Origin of the sequence: Pseudomonas sp. R3-52-08 (assembly GCF_003851745.1) — a bacterium.
Lineage (GTDB): Bacteria > Pseudomonadota > Gammaproteobacteria > Pseudomonadales > Pseudomonadaceae > Aquipseudomonas.
Window position 1 is genome coordinate 426,860 of sequence record NZ_CP027730.1, and the last position, 17,007, is coordinate 443,866.

At 60.8% G+C, this 17,007-nt stretch carries 12 protein-coding genes and 1 pseudogene; all 13 read left to right on the forward strand.

Features of this window, described 5'->3' with window-relative positions; translation table 11 throughout:
* Nucleotides 1–18 precede the first annotated feature (18 nt).
* The 13 genes and pseudogenes from hutH (C4J91_RS01840) (at nt 19) to C4J91_RS01905 (ending at nt 16,966) form a co-directional block, all read left to right on the forward strand.
* Entirely contained in the window at nt 19–1,527 is a 1,509-nt protein-coding gene (hutH, locus tag C4J91_RS01840; protein WP_124360881.1) for a histidine ammonia-lyase, read from the forward strand.
* Between the two features lie 39 nt (nt 1,528–1,566).
* Nucleotides 1,567–3,099, forward strand: a complete 1,533-nt coding sequence (gene hutH, locus C4J91_RS01845; protein ID WP_124360882.1) for a histidine ammonia-lyase — start codon at nt 1,567–1,569, stop codon at nt 3,097–3,099.
* Nucleotides 3,100–3,262: 163 nt separating this feature from the next.
* The gene (gene hutI, locus C4J91_RS01855; protein WP_124360884.1) at nt 3,263–4,468 is read left to right on the forward strand and encodes an imidazolonepropionase; all 1,206 of its coding nucleotides are present in this window, start codon (nt 3,263–3,265) and stop codon (nt 4,466–4,468) included.
* A gap of 11 nt (nt 4,469–4,479) precedes the next feature.
* The gene (hutG, locus tag C4J91_RS01860) at nt 4,480–5,280 is read left to right on the forward strand and encodes an N-formylglutamate deformylase (protein ID WP_124360885.1); all 801 of its coding nucleotides are present in this window, start codon (nt 4,480–4,482) and stop codon (nt 5,278–5,280) included.
* A gap of 518 nt (nt 5,281–5,798) precedes the next feature.
* The gene (locus tag C4J91_RS01865; RefSeq protein ID WP_124360886.1) at nt 5,799–7,010 is read left to right on the forward strand and encodes an RNA-guided endonuclease TnpB family protein; all 1,212 of its coding nucleotides are present in this window, start codon (nt 5,799–5,801) and stop codon (nt 7,008–7,010) included.
* 145 nt (nt 7,011–7,155) lie between these two features.
* Nucleotides 7,156–8,127: a prolyl aminopeptidase gene (gene pip, locus C4J91_RS01870; protein ID WP_124360887.1), complete on the forward strand. Its 972-nt coding sequence runs from the start codon at nt 7,156–7,158 to the stop codon at nt 8,125–8,127.
* Nucleotides 8,124–8,561, forward strand: a complete 438-nt coding sequence (gene dtd / locus C4J91_RS01875) for a D-aminoacyl-tRNA deacylase (protein WP_124360888.1) — start codon at nt 8,124–8,126, stop codon at nt 8,559–8,561. Before pip ends, dtd begins: the two co-directional genes overlap by 4 nt.
* 267 nt (nt 8,562–8,828) lie before the next feature.
* Nucleotides 8,829–10,580, forward strand: coding sequence for a glucan biosynthesis protein G (locus C4J91_RS01880; RefSeq protein WP_124360889.1), 1,752 nt, complete (start codon nt 8,829–8,831; stop codon nt 10,578–10,580).
* Nucleotides 10,573–13,145 (forward strand): annotated as a pseudogene (gene mdoH, locus C4J91_RS01885) (glucans biosynthesis glucosyltransferase MdoH); the annotation flags it as partial. The gene C4J91_RS01880 and the pseudogene mdoH, both read left to right, overlap by 8 nt.
* Before the next feature lie 182 nt (nt 13,146–13,327).
* Nucleotides 13,328–14,137, forward strand: coding sequence for a transporter substrate-binding domain-containing protein (locus tag C4J91_RS01890; protein WP_124360891.1), 810 nt, complete (start codon nt 13,328–13,330; stop codon nt 14,135–14,137).
* 210 nt (nt 14,138–14,347) lie between these two features.
* Nucleotides 14,348–15,145 (forward strand): transporter substrate-binding domain-containing protein, encoded by a 798-nt coding sequence (locus C4J91_RS01895; RefSeq protein WP_124360892.1) that lies wholly within the window; start codon nt 14,348–14,350, stop codon nt 15,143–15,145.
* 134 nt (nt 15,146–15,279) lie between these two features.
* Nucleotides 15,280–16,239 (forward strand): amino acid ABC transporter permease, encoded by a 960-nt coding sequence (locus C4J91_RS01900; protein ID WP_124360893.1) that lies wholly within the window; start codon nt 15,280–15,282, stop codon nt 16,237–16,239.
* Nucleotides 16,232–16,966 (forward strand): amino acid ABC transporter ATP-binding protein, encoded by a 735-nt coding sequence (locus C4J91_RS01905; RefSeq protein WP_124360894.1) that lies wholly within the window; start codon nt 16,232–16,234, stop codon nt 16,964–16,966. Before C4J91_RS01900 ends, C4J91_RS01905 begins: the two co-directional genes overlap by 8 nt.
* The last annotated feature ends 41 nt before the right edge of the window (nt 16,967–17,007 follow it).

Below are 17,007 nucleotides of genomic sequence, written 5' to 3' on the forward strand. Positions count from 1 at the left end.
CAACTTAAGAGGCTGAAAATGTCCCAGGCAACAAAAATCACCCTCGCCGACACCCCGTTGCGCTGGCAGGACGTCGTCGCCGTCGCCCGCCATGGCGCCGTGCTCGAACTCTCGGGCCACGCCTGGGCGCGTATCGACAATGCCCAGGCCATCGTGCAGCGCATCGTCGCCAGCGGCGAACGCGCCTATGGGGTGAACACCGGCCTGGGCGCGCTGTGCAATGTTTCGCTTGAGGGCGAGCAACTGAGCCAGTTGTCGCGCAACACCTTGCTCAGCCACGCCTGTGGTGTCGGTCCGGTACTGAGCGATGAGCAGACTCGCGCGATCATCTGCGCCGCCATCATCAACTACTGTCACGGCAAATCCGGCCTGCACCCGCAAGTGGTGCATGCGCTGCTGGCGCTGCTCAACCACGGCATCACGCCGCAGGTGCCGTCCCAGGGGTCAGTCGGTTACCTGACCCACATGGCCCATGTCGGCGTGGCGCTGCTCGGTGTCGGCAACGTCAGCTATCGCGGCCAGGTGGTGACCGCGCAAGCAGCGCTGGCAGCCGAAGGTTTGCAGCCGGTGGTACTCGGCGCCAAGGATGGGCTGTGCCTGGTCAACGGCACGCCGTGCATGACCGGCCTGAGCTGCCTGGCCCTGGCCGATGCGCATCACTTGCTGGAATGGGCGGACGTGATCGGCGCCATGAGCTTTGAAGCCCAGCGCGGCCAGATCGACGCGTTCGACGAAGCAATCATCGCCCTCAAGCCGCACCCGGGCATGCAGCACGTCGGCCGCCATCTGCGCGCCTTGCTCGACGGCAGTGAAGTGATCGCCAGCAGCCGCGGCATTCGTACCCAGGACGCCCTGAGCCTGCGCTCGATCCCGCAAATCCACGGCGCGGCGCGCGATCAGGTGGAGCACGCGACCCGCCAGATCGAGACCGAACTCAACAGCGCCACGGATAACCCGCTGCTGCTCGGCACGCCGGGCAACTACCGCGTGGTGTCCCAGGCCAACCCCCACGGGCAGTCCGTGGCAATGGCCGCCGACATGCTCGCCATCGCCATGGCCGAGATCGGCTCGGTGGCCGAACGCCGCCTGGACCGCCTGATCAACCCGCACGTCAGCGGTCTGCCGGCATTCCTGGTGAGCAACCCGGGGGTCAACTCCGGAATGATGATCGTGCAGTACGTCGCCGCTTCCTTGTGCGGGCAAAACCGCCAGTTGGCGCAACCGGCGGTGCTCGACAACTTTGTCACCTCGGGTCTGCAGGAAGACCACTTGAGCATGGGCACCAATGCCGCGCTCAAGCTGCATCAGCTACTGGCCAACGTTACCCAGATTCTGGCCATCGAATACCTGCTGGCGGCCCAGGCGTTCGAGTTCCTCAAGGACCAGCGTTTCGGCGCCGGCACCGACCGCGCCTGGCGCTTGCTGCGCGAAGTTGTACCGGCCTACGAAGAGGACCGCTGGCTGGCGCCGGACATCGCGGCCGCCGCCCACCTGCTCAAACACACCGCATTATCGAATGTGCACTGAACACCTATTCAAGAAGAACAATTCACAAGGAGAACGAATGTGACTGCGCTAAACCTGATTCCAGGCCAACTGAGCCTCGCCCAACTGCGGACCATCTACCAGCAGCCGGTAACCCTCAGCCTGGATGACAGCGCCTCGGCCCAGATTGAAGCCAGCGTGGCCTGTGTGGAGCAGATTCTCGCCGAGAACCGCACTGCGTATGGCATCAACACCGGTTTCGGCCTGCTGGCCTCGACCCGCATCGCCAGCGAAGACCTGGAAAATCTCCAGCGTTCCCTGGTGCTGTCCCACGCCGCCGGCGTGGGTGAGCCGATCAGCGATGCGCTGGTGCGGCTGGTCATGGTGCTCAAGGTCAACAGCCTGAGCCGTGGGTTTTCCGGGATTCGTCGACAGGTGATCGACGCGCTGATCGCACTGATCAACGCCGAGGTTTACCCGCATATTCCGCTCAAGGGCTCGGTCGGTGCATCCGGTGACCTGGCGCCGCTGGCCCATATGTCCCTGGTGCTGCTCGGCGAAGGCAAGGCGCGTTACCAGGGCGAGTGGCTTTCGGCCACCGACGCATTGAAAATCGCCGGCCTCACGCCGCTGACCCTCGCCGCCAAAGAAGGCCTGGCCCTGCTCAACGGCACCCAAGTGTCCACCGCCTACGCCTTGCGCGGCCTGTTCGAGGGCGAAGACCTGTTCGCCGGTGCGCTGGTCTGCGGCGGCCTTACCGTGGAAGCGGTGCTCGGCTCGCGCTCGCCGTTCGACGCGCGTATTCATGCCGCGCGCGGCCAACGTGGGCAGATCGATTCGGCGGCGGCCTATCGTGACCTGCTCGGCGAAAGCAGCCAGGTGTCCCAGTCGCACCAGAACTGCGACAAGGTGCAAGACCCGTATTCCCTGCGTTGCCAGCCACAAGTGATGGGCGCCTGCCTGACCCAGTTCCGCCAGGCTGCCGACGTGTTGGTCGTTGAAGCCAACGCCGTGTCGGATAACCCGCTGGTGTTTGCCGCTGAAGGCGATGTGATTTCTGGCGGTAACTTTCACGCCGAGCCGGTGGCCATGGCCGCTGACAATATGGCCCTGGCCATCGCCGAAATCGGCTCCCTCAGTGAGCGCCGTACCTCGTTGATGATGGACAAGCACATGTCGCAATTGCCGCCGTTCCTGGTGGGCAATGGTGGGGTCAACTCCGGTTTCATGATCGCCCAAGTCACGGCTGCGGCCCTCGCCAGCGAAAACAAGGCGCTGGCCCATCCCCATAGCGTCGACAGCCTGCCGACGTCGGCCAACCAGGAAGACCACGTGTCCATGGCCCCGGCTGCGGGCAAGCGCCTGTGGGAAATGGCCGAGAACACCCGTGGCATTCTGGCTGTTGAGTGGCTGGCCGCCTGCCAGGGGCTGGATCTGCGCGACGGCTTGAAAACCTCGCCAACACTGGAAAAAGCCCGTGGCCTGTTGCGTGACAAGGTGGCGTTCTATGACAAGGACCGTTTCTTCGCCCCGGACATCATCGCCGCCAGCGAACTGCTCGGCAGCCGTTGCCTGAATGAACTGGTGCCGGCCAAGTTGCTGCCAAGCCTGTAACCCACCGATCGTTCCCGCGCTCTGCGTGGGAATGCCGCCCTGGACGCTCTGCGTCCGCTTTTAGAGTGGTGACGCGGAGCGTCACAGGATGCATTCCCACGCAGAGCGTGGGAACGATCTTCTCCTCATAAGAATGTCTCATCGATAACTGAGGGAGGCGTTGATGAAAACCCTTTGGCAACACTGCCACGTCGCAACCATGGCCCATGGCAAGTACTCGATCATCGAGGACGCCGCCATGGTCACCGCATATTCGCTCATCGAGTGGATCGGCCCGCGCAGCCAAGTGCCGACGGCGGATTACACCCAGGTCCACGACCTGCAAGGCGCGTGGGTCACCCCAGGGCTGATCGACTGCCACACCCACACGGTGTTTGGCGGTAACCGCAGCGGCGAATTCGAGCAACGCCTCGAAGGTGTCAGCTATGCGGACATCGCGGCCAAGGGCGGCGGTATCGCCAGCACCGTGCGCGCTACCCGTGCGGCGACGGAAGATGAGTTGTTCGTCAGCGCGGAAAAACGCCTGCGCAGTCTGTTGCGCGACGGCGTGACCACGGTGGAGATCAAGTCCGGCTACGGCCTGGACCTGGCTAACGAACGCAAGATGCTGCGTGTGGCGCGACGCCTTGGGCAAGCGCTGCCGGTGAGCGTGCGCGCCACCTGCCTGGCGGCCCACGCGTTGCCGCCGGAATACAAAGACCGCGCCGATGACTACATCGAGCACATCTGCAACGACATGCTGCCGACCCTGGCGGCCGAAGGGCTGGTGGACGCGGTGGATGCCTTCTGTGAATACCTGGCGTTTTCCACCGAGCAGGTGGAACGTGTGTTCAAAGTGGCCCAGCAACTCGGCCTGCCGGTGAAATTGCACGCCGAGCAATTGTCTTCCCTGCATGGCTCCAGCCTGGCAGCGCGCTATCAGGCGTTGTCGGCGGACCACCTGGAATTCATGACCGAAGAGGATGCCATCGCCATGGCTGCTGCCGGCACGGTCGCCGTGTTGTTGCCGGGCGCGTTCTACTTCCTGCGTGAAACCCAGTTGCCGCCCATGGAGGCCTTGCGCAAACACGGCGTGAAGATTGCCATTGCCAGCGACCTCAACCCCGGCACCTCACCGGCACTGTCGGTGCGCCTGATGCTGAACATGGCCTGCACCCTGTTCCGCATGACCCCGGAAGAAGCCCTGGCCGGCGCCACGCAGCATGCGGCCACCGCGCTGGGCATGGGCGATACCCATGGTTCCCTGGAAGTGGGCAAGGTCGCGGATTTTGTCGCCTGGCAGATCGATCGCCCCGCCGACCTGGCCTATTGGCTGGGTGGCGAACTGGATAAACGCGTCGTACGCCATGGCGTCGACGTCACTGTGTAAGGAGTCGCGTTGTGGATAAGGTACTGACATTCAAACAAGGCAACACACCGCTGCTGATCAGCATGCCCCACGCTGGCCTGCGGCTTACGCCAGCAGTCGAGGCCGGGCTGATCCCCGAAGCGCAAAGCCTGCCGGACACCGATTGGCACATCCCTACGCTGTATGACTTTGCCGATGAACTCGGTGCCAGCACCCTGGCGGCGGAATATTCGCGGTTTGTCATCGATCTGAATCGGCCGTCCGATAACAAGCCGCTCTACGCCGGCGCTACCACCGGCCTGTACCCGGAGACGCTGTTCGACGGCGTGCCGCTGTTCCGCGAAGGGCAGACACCCTCCGAGGCCGAGCGCGCGAGCTATCTGCAAAAAATCTGGGGGCCATATCACCGCACGCTGCAAGAGGAACTCGCCCGCCTCAAGGCCGAGTTCGGCTATGCGCTGCTGTTCGACGCGCATTCGATCCGCTCGGTGATCCCGCACCTGTTCGATGGCAAACTGCCGGACTTCAACCTCGGCACCTTCAACGGCGCCGCGTGCGATCCGCAACTGGCCAGCCAGCTCGAAGCCATCTGCGCCAATCACCCGCAATACACCCATGTGCTGAACGGGCGCTTCAAGGGCGGTCATATCACCCGGCATTACGGCAACCCGGCGCAGGATATTCATGCGGTGCAGTTGGAGCTGTGCCAGAGCACGTATATGGAGGAGATCGAGCCGTTCCGCTATCGCGAGGACTTGGCCGCGCCGACGCGGGTGGTGTTGAGGCAGTTGCTGGATGGATTTCTGGCTTGGGGGCAGAAGCACTATCGTTGATGCAGGTGACTGGTAAGCATGCAGTAGGAATCATGCGATGCGGTGGTAGCAGTTGTTGGGTAAAAATGTAAGGCGTCTACCATTGTCCTTGTAGTTGGCGTCTTTATTGATGGCGCGAGAGCTGAGGCATCTAGGTTCCTTGGTAGGCTGCGCACCCGCAGCGTCGATGGAATAAGGTAGGGCCGGGTGTCTCAAGAAGGGGATTTCAACGTTGTTCTAAGCCAAGTGCAGATGGCGGCTATTTTGACGCGCGAATCTTTGAGTCCTATGGAGGTCGCGACCTGCACAATTCGGGTTTATCTTTTTGCGCGAGAACCCTCGCCCTTCAGGGCGGGGATGGATAGCGCTGACGGCAAAGCCGTCCTGAAGAGGTGTCTGCTGCTGCTGCTCTGCCTCCATGCCGGCTCCACCGCAGATGCCGGCGAGCCACAAGACCCAGTGAGCGGTGCATAAAAAACGCAATACTTTCCACGTCTAACATCATTGTCATGAGTCATAAGCCACACTACAGTCGCATGATGAAACGACTCCAAGCCTTTAAGTACCAACTGATGCCAGATGGCAACCAAGAGCGGCAAATGCGCTGTTTTGCGGGGTCGTGTCGGTTCGTTTTTAACAAGGCGCTGGCGTTACAGAAATCCAATCATGAGGCCGGAAACAAGTTCATGGGCTATGTTGAAATGGCTGCCAGGCTTCCCATATGGAAGCGAGAGGCGGGCTTTGAGTGGCTCAAGGATGCGCCATCCCAAGCACTTCAACATACCCTCAAAGACCTTGAGCGGGCCTATTCCAACTTTTTTGCCAGGCGTGCCGACTTTCCCCGCTTTAAGCGCAAAGGCAAGAGCGAGAGCTTTCGTTACCCGGACAGCAAACAATTCAAGATCGACGCAGCCAACCAGCGTATTTTTCTGCCCAAGCTGGGCTGGATACGCTACCGCAACAGCCGCGATATTCTGGGCAAGGCCAAGAACATCACCATTAGCCAGTCTTGCGGCAAATGGTACGTCAGTATCCAGACAGAGCGTGAGGTAGAACAATCATTCCCACAAGGCGATGCCGTGGGTATCGACTTGGGGATCACCCGATTTGCCACGCTCTCAGACGGAACGTTCTACAAACCGCTCAACAGCTTCAGGCAACACGAAAGCCGCCTGCGCAAAGCGCAGCGAGTGATGAGCCATAAGGTTAAATTCAGCAAAAACTGGAAGAGAGCGAAAGCCCGCGTCCAGCGTATTTACAGCCATATCGGTAACGCCCGCCGCGACTACCTGCACAAAACCACATCCAGCATCAGCAAAAACCACGCGATGGTGTGTGTCGAGGACTTGCAGGTTCGGAATATGTCCAAGTCATCGGCGGGCGACAGCGAGCAGCCCGGCAAGAATGTTCGGGCCAAGTCCTGCCTGAACAAGTCCATCCTCGACCAAGGTTGGTTCGAGTTTCGGCGGCAACTGGACTACAAGTTGGCGTGGAAGGGAGGATGCCTCGTTGCGGTCCCGCCGCACTACACAAGCCAGACCTGCCCATGTTGTGCTCATATCTGCAAGGACAACCGGCAGACTCAAGCCAAGTTCCGATGTGTCGAGTGTGGTTTTTCAGAAAACGCCGATGTAGTCGGCGCGATCAATGTTTTAAGGGCGGGATACGCCCGGTTAGCCTGTGAAGTGAACGGTGCTGTCAAGCCGTCAGCAGCAGGAACCCACCGAGGTGAGTCAGCCCTAACAGGCTGAACACGGTAGGAGTCCCCTTCCTTTCCAGCTTGTCTGGCGAGGTTCTGCGTAGCAGACTGAGAGGTGGGGAGGATGTCAAGATGCCGGACGGCAAGAATAATAGACGTCCCCCCAGGGATGAACCCGACACCCTACGGAGCGCGCAATGCAGACTTGGTACCCGCAGATCAAACCCTACGCCCGGCACGATCTGGCAGTCGATGATGTTCACACCCTGTACGTCGATGAAAGCGGCTCCCCCGAAGGGCTGCCCGTGGTTTTCATCCATGGCGGCCCAGGCTCCGGTTGTGATGCCCAGAGCCGGTGCTACTTCGATCCGAACCTGTACCGCATCGTTACCTTCGACCAACGCGGCTGCGGGCGCTCCACGCCCCGCGCCAGTCTGGAAAACAACACCACCTGGGACCTGGTCGCCGACCTTGAGCGCATCCGCGAGCACCTGGGCATCGACAAATGGGTGCTGTTCGGTGGTTCCTGGGGTTCGACGCTGTCCCTGGCCTACGCGCAAACCCATCCCGAGCGCGTGCATGGCCTGATCGTGCGCGGCATTTTCCTCGCGCGCCCACAGGACATCGAATGGTTCTACCAGGCCGGTGCGAGCCGCCTGTTCCCGGACTACTGGCAGGACTACCTCGCGCCGATTCCTGTCGATGAGCGTCACGACATGATCGCGGCCTACCACAAGCGCCTGACCGGCAACGACCAGATCGCCCAGATGCACGCGGCCAAGGCCTGGTCCGGTTGGGAAGGGCGCATGCTGGGCCTGTGCCCGAGCCCGCAGCATGTCGAGCGCTTCTCCGAGCCGCAGCGTGCCTTGTCCATTGCCCGCATCGAATGCCATTACTTCACCAACAACTCCTTTCTGGAGCCCAACCAGCTGATTCGCGACATGCACAAGATCGCCCATCTGCCTGGCGTCATCATCCATGGTCGCTACGATATGATCTGTACGCTGGATAACGCCTGGGAGCTGCATCAGGCCTGGCCGAACAGCGAACTGCAGGTCATCCGCGAAGCGGGGCATGCGGCGTCCGAGCCTGGGATTACCGACGCGCTGGTGCGCGCAACCGGCGAAATGGCACGGCGCCTGCTTGATTTGCCGCCTGAAGAAGCATGAAGGGCCTGTTGCAACGGGTGCGAGGCGCCCGGGTCGAGGTTGCCGGCGAAGTCGTCGGGGCGATTGAGCAGGGTTTGCTGGTGCTGGTGGCCGTCGAACCTTCAGATACCCCCGAGAGCGCCGATAAACTGCTGCATAAGCTGCTTAACTATCGGGTGTTCAGCGACGACGAGGGCAAGATGAACCTGTCGTTGAAGGACATCGGCGGCGGTTTGCTGCTGGTGTCGCAGTTCACGCTGGCGGCGGACACCAAAAGCGGGCTGCGGCCAAGCTTCTCCACAGCGGCCCCGCCGGCCCTGGGAGCGGCGCTGTTTGATCACTTGTTGTTACAAGCGCAACAATTGCATGGCAAGGTGGCGTCAGGGCGTTTTGGCGCGGATATGCAGGTGCATCTGGTCAATGATGGCCCTGTGACCTTCCTCTTACAGACCTGAATGTTTGAAAAACGACGTTAATGCCTAAAAACGCAGGGTTTCGCTACAAATACTTCGTTGTCCCTGATGCGTTGTCTCGCGGGCTACTAGATAATCGCGCGCTACGGGGATCAGCGTTGTTTGGTCCATTTTTGACTTAGGTAGAGACTTGTCCGACAAACCAGTGGGGAATCATTTTGCCCCTGAGGAGTCGGAACAATGCTCGCCAACCTGGCATATAGATAGCTGGCCGTTGGTTTTTTGATCTGTTTTCGGCGAGGGTTGCTCGTGATTGTTAGTCCCTGTAATGCACCAAAATTGTCTGCCAAACGGTTACGAAACGCACTGGTGACGGGCTCTGCCCTGTTTTGCCTGTTCGGCGCGGGTCAACTGTGGGCATTCAGTCTGGACGATGTGTCGGCCAAGGCAAAAGAACTGGCTGGGCAGAAATACGAAGCTCCGCGCAGCAATCTGCCGAACGAATTCCGCGAAATGAAATTCGCTGACTACCAGAAGATTCGTTTCCGCAACGAAAAAGCCGAGTGGGCCGATCAGAACACCCCGTTCAAGCTGTCCTTCTATCACCAGGGTATGCACTTCGATACACCGGTGAAAATCAATGAAGTCACCGCTGACAGCGTTCAGGAAATCAAATACGACCCCAATCGTTTCGATTTCGGCGACGTAAAGTTTGATCCAAAAGCCACCGAACAGTTGGGTTATGCCGGCTTCCGTGTGCTGTTTCCGATCAACAAGGCTGACAAGCAAGACGAAATCATGACCATGCTTGGCGCCAGCTATTTCCGCGTCGTCGGCAAGGATCAGGTGTATGGCCTGTCGGCCCGTGGCATGGCGATCGACACCGCGCTGCCGTCCGGCGAAGAATTCCCGCGTTTCACCGAATTCTGGATCGAGCGTCCGAAGCCGGGCGACAAGCACCTGGTGATCTTCGCGTTGCTGGATTCCCCACGTGCGACGGGCGCCTACCGCCTGATTCTGCGTCCGGGCACCGACACCGTGGTCGACGTCAAATCCCAGATGTACCTGCGCGACAAAGTCAGCAAGCTGGGCGTGGCCCCGTTGACCTCGATGTTCCTGTTCGGCGCCAACCAGCCGTCTAAGGTTCTCAACTACCGTCGCGAGCTGCATGATTCCAGCGGCCTGTCGATCCATGCCGGCAATGGCGAGTGGATCTGGCGCCCGTTGAACAACCCTAAACACCTGTCGGTCAGCAACTTCAGCGTCGAAAACCCGCGTGGGTTCGGCCTGCTGCAACGTGGCCGCAATTTCAGCCACTACGAAGACCTGGACGACAACTACGACAAGCGCCCGAGCGCCTGGATCGAGCCGGAAGGCGACTGGGGCAAGGGCAGTGTCGACCTGGTAGAAATTCCGACCGCTGACGAGACCAACGACAATATCGTTGCCTTCTGGAGCCCGGCCGAACTGCCGGAAGTCGGCAAGCCGCTGGACGTGTCCTACCGTCTGCACTGGACGCTGGACGATGCTGCCTTCCATTCGCCTGACAGTGCCTGGGTCAAGCAGACCCTGCGTTCCACCGGTGACGTGAAGCAATCCAACCTGATCCGTCAGCCGGACGGCAGCGTGGCTTACCTGGTCGACTTCGAAGGCCCGGCCCTGAAAAAACTGCTGCCGGACGCCCCGGTGCGCAGCCAGGTAAGTGTTGGTGACAACGCCGAGCTGGTTGAAAACAGCGTGCGCTACAACGAGCACACCAAAGGCTGGCGCCTGACCCTGCGCATGAAGATCAAAGACGCGGGCAAGCCGACTGAAATGCGCGCCGCGCTGGTGCAGGAGATCGCACAGGCCGAGCCAGAACAGGTGTCGACCCACGTGCTCAAGGCTGACAAGGTCTTGGCCAAGCAACACGAGAAACAGGCCAAGAAAGACGCCAAAGAGGCGAAGGACAAGGACGCCAAGCAGCCAGAAGCTGCCCCGGCCCCTGTCACGCCGGAGCCGGCCAAGACCGAACAAGTCCTGACCGAAACCTGGAGCTACCAGTTGCCCGCCGATGAGTAATTCACAAGTCAAGCCAGAGACTCTGACCGAGTACCTGGCGCATCTGCCCATGACTGCTGAGCAGCGTGCCGAACTGGCGGGCTGCAGTTCCTTCAGCGAGTTGCACGAACGCCTGTCGTCCGCAACCTTCGACGCACCTACCGACGCCGCTCAGGCGTCGGTGGGCCGCAGGCTGACCCTCAGCACCGCCGAAGAGCTGCAGGACGCCGAGATGCTGGCGCTCGACGCCAGCGGCCGCGTCTGCTTGAAGGCCACGCCGCCGATCCGGCGCACCAAAGTCGTGCCCGAGCCTTGGCGCACCAATATTCTGGTACGCGGCTGGCGCCGGATGACGGGTCGTACCAACCCGCCCAAGCCGCCGAAAGACGAGCGGGTCCTGCCGGCTGCGCGCTGGCGGACCGTGGGTTCGATCCGTCGCTATATCCTGCTGGTGCTGATGCTTGGCCAGACCATCGTGGCCGGCTGGTACATGAAAGGCATCATGCCGTACCAGGGCTGGTCGCTGGTGGACTTCGACGAAATCCGCAACCAGACCCTGCTGCAAACCGCTACCCAGGTTCTGCCTTATGCACTGCAGACCAGCATCCTGATCATGTTCGGGATTCTGTTCTGCTGGGTGTCGGCCGGTTTCTGGACCGCGCTGATGGGCTTCCTCGAACTGCTGACCGGTCACGATAAATACCGTATCTCCGGTAAAAGTGCTGGCAACGAGCCTATTCCGAAGGATGCGCGCACCGCGTTGGTCATGCCGATCTGTAACGAAGACGTGCCTCGGGTATTCGCCGGTTTGCGTGCGACGTTCGAATCGGTGGCGGCTACCGGTGACCTGGACCGCTTCGACTTCTTCGTGCTCAGCGACAGTAACGACGCCGATATCTGCATTGCCGAACAGCAAGCCTGGCTCGACGTGTGCCGCGAAGCCGGTGGTTTCGGCAAGATTTTCTATCGCCGCCGTCGCCGTCGCGTCAAGCGCAAGAGCGGTAACCTCGATGACTTCTGCCGTCGTTGGGGCGGGGACTACAAGTACATGGTGGTGCTCGACGCCGACAGCGTGATGAGCGGCGAATGCCTGACCAGCCTGGTACGCCTGATGGAAGCCACGCCGGATGCCGGGATTATCCAGACCGCGCCGCGTGCGTCGGGCATGGACACCCTGTATGCGCGCATGCAGCAGTTCGCCACCCGCGTCTACGGCCCGTTGTTCACCGCCGGTCTGCACTTCTGGCAGCTGGGTGAATCCCATTACTGGGGCCACAACGCAATCATCCGCATGAAGCCTTTCATCGAGCACTGCGCCCTGGCGCCGTTGCCGGGCAAAGGCGCGTTCGCCGGTGCGATTCTCTCCCACGACTTCGTCGAAGCCGCGCTGATGCGCCGTGCCGGCTGGGGCGTGTGGATTGCCTACGACCTGCCGGGCAGCTACGAAGAACTGCCGCCGAACCTGCTCGACGAACTCAAGCGTGACCGTCGCTGGTGCCACGGCAACCTGATGAACTTCCGCCTGTTCCTGGTCAAAGGCATGCACCCGGTGCACCGTGCGGTGTTCCTGACTGGCGTGATGTCGTACCTGTCGGCGCCGTTGTGGTTCTTCTTCCTGGTGCTGTCCACCGCGTTGCTGGCGGTGAACACCCTGATGGAGCCGCAGTACTTCATGGCGCCACGCCAGTTGTACCCGCTATGGCCACAATGGCATCCGGACAAGGCGGTGGCGCTGTTCTCCACCACGATCGTGCTGCTGTTCCTGCCTAAATTGCTCAGCATCATCCTGATCTGGGCCAAGGGCGCGAAAGAGTTCGGCGGCAAGTTCAAGGTGACCCTGTCGATGCTGCTGGAGATGTTGTTCTCCATGCTGCTGGCGCCGGTGCGCATGATCTTCCACACCCGTTTCGTACTGGCCGCGTTCCTCGGCTGGGCCGCGACCTGGAACTCGCCGCAACGCGACGACGACTCCACGCCCTGGAGCGAAGCGGTCAAGCGCCACGGTCCGCAGACTGTGCTGGGCTTCTTGTGGGCACTGCTGGTGGTGTGGCTGAACCCGAGCTTCTTGTGGTGGCTGATCCCCATCGTCGGTTCGCTGATGCTGTCGATCCCGGTGTCGGTGATTTCCAGTCGGGTCAAGCTGGGCCTCAAGTCTCGCGATGAGAGCCTGTTCCTGATCCCCGAGGAATACAATCCACCGCAGGCGTTGCTGTCGACCGAGAAGTACACCCACGAAAACCGTTGGCACGCGCTTAACGACGGGTTCGTACGTTCGGTGGTCGACCCACAGCAGAACGCCCTGGCCTGCGCCCTGGCGACTTCACGTCACCGCGAGGCGGAGCCGATCGAGTACCTGCGTGGGGAGCGTGTTCGCCACGCGTTGAAAGTCGGCCCGGCCGGCCTCAACAACGGCGAACGCCTGGCCTTGCTCAGCGATCCGGTGGCCCTCGCTCGCCTGCATGAACAGGTGTGGAGCGAAGGTCATGCCGAGTGGCTGGACGCTTGGCGTGCTTCGATCAAGGCCGATCCGCACGCGCCGTTGCTACCCCTGCAACCGCAGTCGTCCCAGGCTCTACCGGCCTGATTCAGACGCCCCCGAGGGCTCACCTCGGGGGTGTTCCAAGTGTTTGCCCTACAGCGTTTACCGCTCCTTCCTTTCTCCGCTAACCCTTTGTTATTTCGAAACAAAACACCTTCGTTCGAAGCGTATTGCCGTGCCTGTGGCTGGGGTAGCATCGCCCCCAATCTGACTCGCCACGGGGGCACATATGTTCAAAAAGTATGGTTCGGCACTGCTGATGGGTGTTGTCGCATTGATTCACACAGGCTTGCTCAACGCAGGGGCAATTGACGACGCCGTTCGCCGTGGTGTGCTGAAAGTCGGTACCACGCCGACTTACGTACCGTTCGAAATGACGGACAGGCAGGGGCGCATCGTCGGCTTCGAGATCGATTTGCTCCATGCCATGAGTCGCGCGCTGGGGGTTGAACTCGAACTGGTCACGGTGCCCTATACGGAGTTGTTGTCGGGGCTGATGGCGAAGAAGTTCGACCTGATCGGCAGCGGTATGACGGTCACCCAGGAGCGCAACCTCAAGCTCAATTTCAGTGATTCTTTTATCGTGGTAGGCCAGACCGTCCTGCTGCATCCGCGCCTGGCCGGCACGGTGTCGAGCATCGAAGACCTGGACGAGGCGAGCTATCGGATCGCGGTCACCGAAGGCACCACCGGCGAGGCCGCGGCGCTGCGCTTCCTGGGGGCGGCCCGGCTGATGAGTTTCGTAACGCCGGAGGAGGGTGTGCGCGAGGTGGTGGAGGGCAGGGCCGACGCTTTTATTTATGATGCGCCCTACAACCTGATCGCGATGGCCCGGCCCGAGAACAGCGCATTACTGACGCTGGAGCAGCCGTTTACCTTTGAGCCTCTGGCGTTCGGCCTGAAAAAGGGTGATTGCGACAGCCTCAACTGGATCAATCATTTTCTCAACCAAGTGGCCCAGGACGGGACCTACGATCAACTGCATGACAAGTGGTTCAAGGACACTGCCTGGATCGCGGAAATTGACTTGTCGTCATAACTGCTTACACATCAACCCATTAGTGAACCCAGGCGCTGACCGGTCTAGGCCTGCGGTCATGAGCGGCGCCGTAGGGTTCCTCTTACACACGCCGAGAACATTTAGCCGTGAAACCTTTGTGACGGGCAACGAGTGGGTTAGGATCGCACCCCGAAATGGCGCAGCCCTTTTGTGCGCCCACTTTATGAGAACCGTTCAGGGGACTTGATGATGAAAAAGTATCTTTCGATGCTGATGCTCGGCGTCACCGCGCTGGTGGCGGCCACTGCGGCCCAGGCCGGCGCCATCGATGATGCGGTCAAGCGCGGCACGCTGAAAGTCGGCATGGACCCGACCTACATGCCGTTCGAAATGACCGACAAACGCGGTGACATCATCGGTTTCGAAGTGGACATCCTCAAGGCCCTCGCCAAGTCCATGGGCGTCAAGCTGGAGCTGGTGTCTACCGGTTACGACGGTATCATCCCGGCCTTCCTGACCGGCAAGTTCGACATGATCGGCAGCGGCATGACCCTGACCCAGGAACGCAATCTGCGCCTGAACTTCAGCGAACCGTTCATCGTGGTCGGCCAGACCCTGCTGATTCGCAAGGACCTGGAAGGCACCATCAAGTCCTACAAAGACCTGAATGACGAAAAGTACCGCCTGACCTCCAAGCTTGGCACCACCGGTGAAATGGTCGCCAAAAAACTGATCGCCAAAGCCAAGTACCACGGCTACGACAACGAGCAGGAAGGCGTGCTCGACGTGGTCAACGGCAAGGCTGACGCGTTTGTCTACGACGCACCGTACAACGTGGTGGCCGAGAAGAAAGTCGGCAATGGCAAGCTGGTGTTCCTTGACGAACCCTTCACCTTCGAACCCCTGGCGTTCGGCCTGAAGAAAGGCGATTACGACAGCGTCAACTTTATCAACAACTTCCTGCATCAGATCAAGCACGACGGCACCTACGATCGCATCCATGACAAGTGGTTCAAGAGCTCCGAGTGGCTCAAGGACATGGAATAAAGGCTGATTGATCATTCCCACGCTCCGCGTGGGAATGCAGCCCGTGACGCTCCGCGTCACAAAGCAGACGCAGAGCGTCCATTGAGGCGTTCCCACGCGGAGCGTGGGAACGAGCTCTAATCCCGGAATCTGAAATGAAACAGAAAAAAGCCCAATGGCCCTGGCACCTGCTGACGGTGCTCGTACTGGTCGGCCTGGCTGGCGCCTTGTACTACGCCACCTCGCTGATGTCCTACGAATGGCGCTGGAACCGCGTGCCGCAGTACTTCGCCTATCAGGCAGAGGAAGCGCAGCGTGCGGCGGATATTTCGACGGTCATTGAACTGGTACGCAAAGGCGACGTGGCCGAGGTTACCCTGCGCAATGACGCCGGCACCGAACAAACGCTGACGGTTGCCGACAACAGCCTGCAGGTGGCGCGCGGCGATGATGTGGCTGAAGGTGACGTCATCGGTGTCAACCGTCATTGGGCGTTGGGGCCGCTGATGTGGGGCCTGTGGACCACGCTGTGGTTGTCGGTGGTGTCCGGCGTCCTGGGCCTGGCGATTGGCCTTGCCACCGGCTTGTGCCGCCTCTCCAGTAACCCGACCTTGCGCGATCTGTCGACGCTCTACGTCGAACTGGTGCGTGGTACGCCGCTGCTGGTGCAGATCTTCATTTTCTATTTCTTTATCGGCACGGTGCTCAACCTGTCACGGGAGTTTGCCGGGATCGCCGCACTGTCGCTGTTCACTGGCGCCTATGTGGCGGAAATAGTGCGTGCCGGTGTGCAGTCGATCACCCGTGGCCAGAACGAGGCCGCGCGCTCCCTGGGCTTGAGCGCCAGCCAGTCGATGCGGCATGTGGTGCTGCCCCAGGCGTTCAAGCGCGTACTGCCGCCGTTGGCCGGGCAATTCATCAGCCTGGTGAAAGACACCTCGCTGGTCTCGGTGATCGCGATCACCGAGTTGCTCAAGAGTGGACGCGAAGTGATCACCACCTCGTTTTCGCCGTTTGAAATTCTGTTCTGTGTGGCAGGCCTGTACCTGCTGATCAACCTGCCGCTGTCGAAAATGGCCAGCCGGCTTGAGCGGAGGCTCGCGCAAAGTGATTGAAGTCCGCGATCTGGTAAAAGTCTTCGACACCCGTGGTCATGTGGTGCGTGCGGTGGACCATGTCACCACCCAGGTGGCCAAGGGCGAAGTGCTGGTGGTGATCGGCCCGTCCGGCTCCGGCAAGTCCACCTTCCTGCGCTGCCTCAATGGACTGGAGGAATTCGACTCAGGTTCGGTCAGCATTGACGGTTTGCAGCTGGCCGACCCGAAGACCGATGTGAATGCCTATCGCCGTGAAGTCGGCATGGTGTTTCAGCATTTCAACCTGTTCCCCCACATGACCGTGCTGGAAAACCTGTGCCTGGCGCAAAAGGTCGTGCGCAAGCGCGGCAAGCAAGAGCGTGAGGCCAAGGCCCTGGCACTCCTGGAAAAGGTGGGTATTGCGCAGAAAGCCAATGAGTTCCCGTCACGCCTTTCCGGCGGCCAGCAACAGCGGGTCGCCATCGCCCGGGCGTTGGCGATGGAACCCAAGGTGATGCTGTTCGACGAACCCACCTCGGCGTTGGACCCGGAAATGGTCGGTGAAGTGTTGGATGTCATGAAGACCCTGGCGCTGGAAGGCATGACCATGGTGTGCGTCACCCACGAGATGGGCTTTGCCCGCGAGGTGGCAGACCGGGTGTTGTTCTTCGACCACGGCAAATTGCTGGAGGACGCGGCGCCGGCCGAATTCTTCGCGGCGCCGAAGGACCCGCGGGCCCAGGCTTTCCTGCGCCAGGTCTTATAGGTTCGGGCGCCTATGTGGGAGCAAGCCCCCTCCCACATTGG

Coding starts and splice junctions, on each gene's coding strand:
- hutH (WP_124360881.1), top strand. CDS start 19: ATGTCCCAGGCAACAAAAATCACCCTCGCCGACACCCCGTTGCGCTGG.
- hutI (WP_124360884.1), top strand. CDS start 3,263: ATGAAAACCCTTTGGCAACACTGCCACGTCGCAACCATGGCCCATGGC.
- C4J91_RS01865 (WP_124360886.1), top strand. CDS start 5,799: ATGAAACGACTCCAAGCCTTTAAGTACCAACTGATGCCAGATGGCAAC.
- pip (WP_124360887.1), top strand. CDS start 7,156: ATGCAGACTTGGTACCCGCAGATCAAACCCTACGCCCGGCACGATCTG.
- dtd (WP_124360888.1), top strand. CDS start 8,124: ATGAAGGGCCTGTTGCAACGGGTGCGAGGCGCCCGGGTCGAGGTTGCC.
- C4J91_RS01890 (WP_124360891.1), top strand. CDS start 13,328: ATGTTCAAAAAGTATGGTTCGGCACTGCTGATGGGTGTTGTCGCATTG.
- C4J91_RS01895 (WP_124360892.1), top strand. CDS start 14,348: ATGAAAAAGTATCTTTCGATGCTGATGCTCGGCGTCACCGCGCTGGTG.
- C4J91_RS01900 (WP_124360893.1), top strand. CDS start 15,280: ATGAAACAGAAAAAAGCCCAATGGCCCTGGCACCTGCTGACGGTGCTC.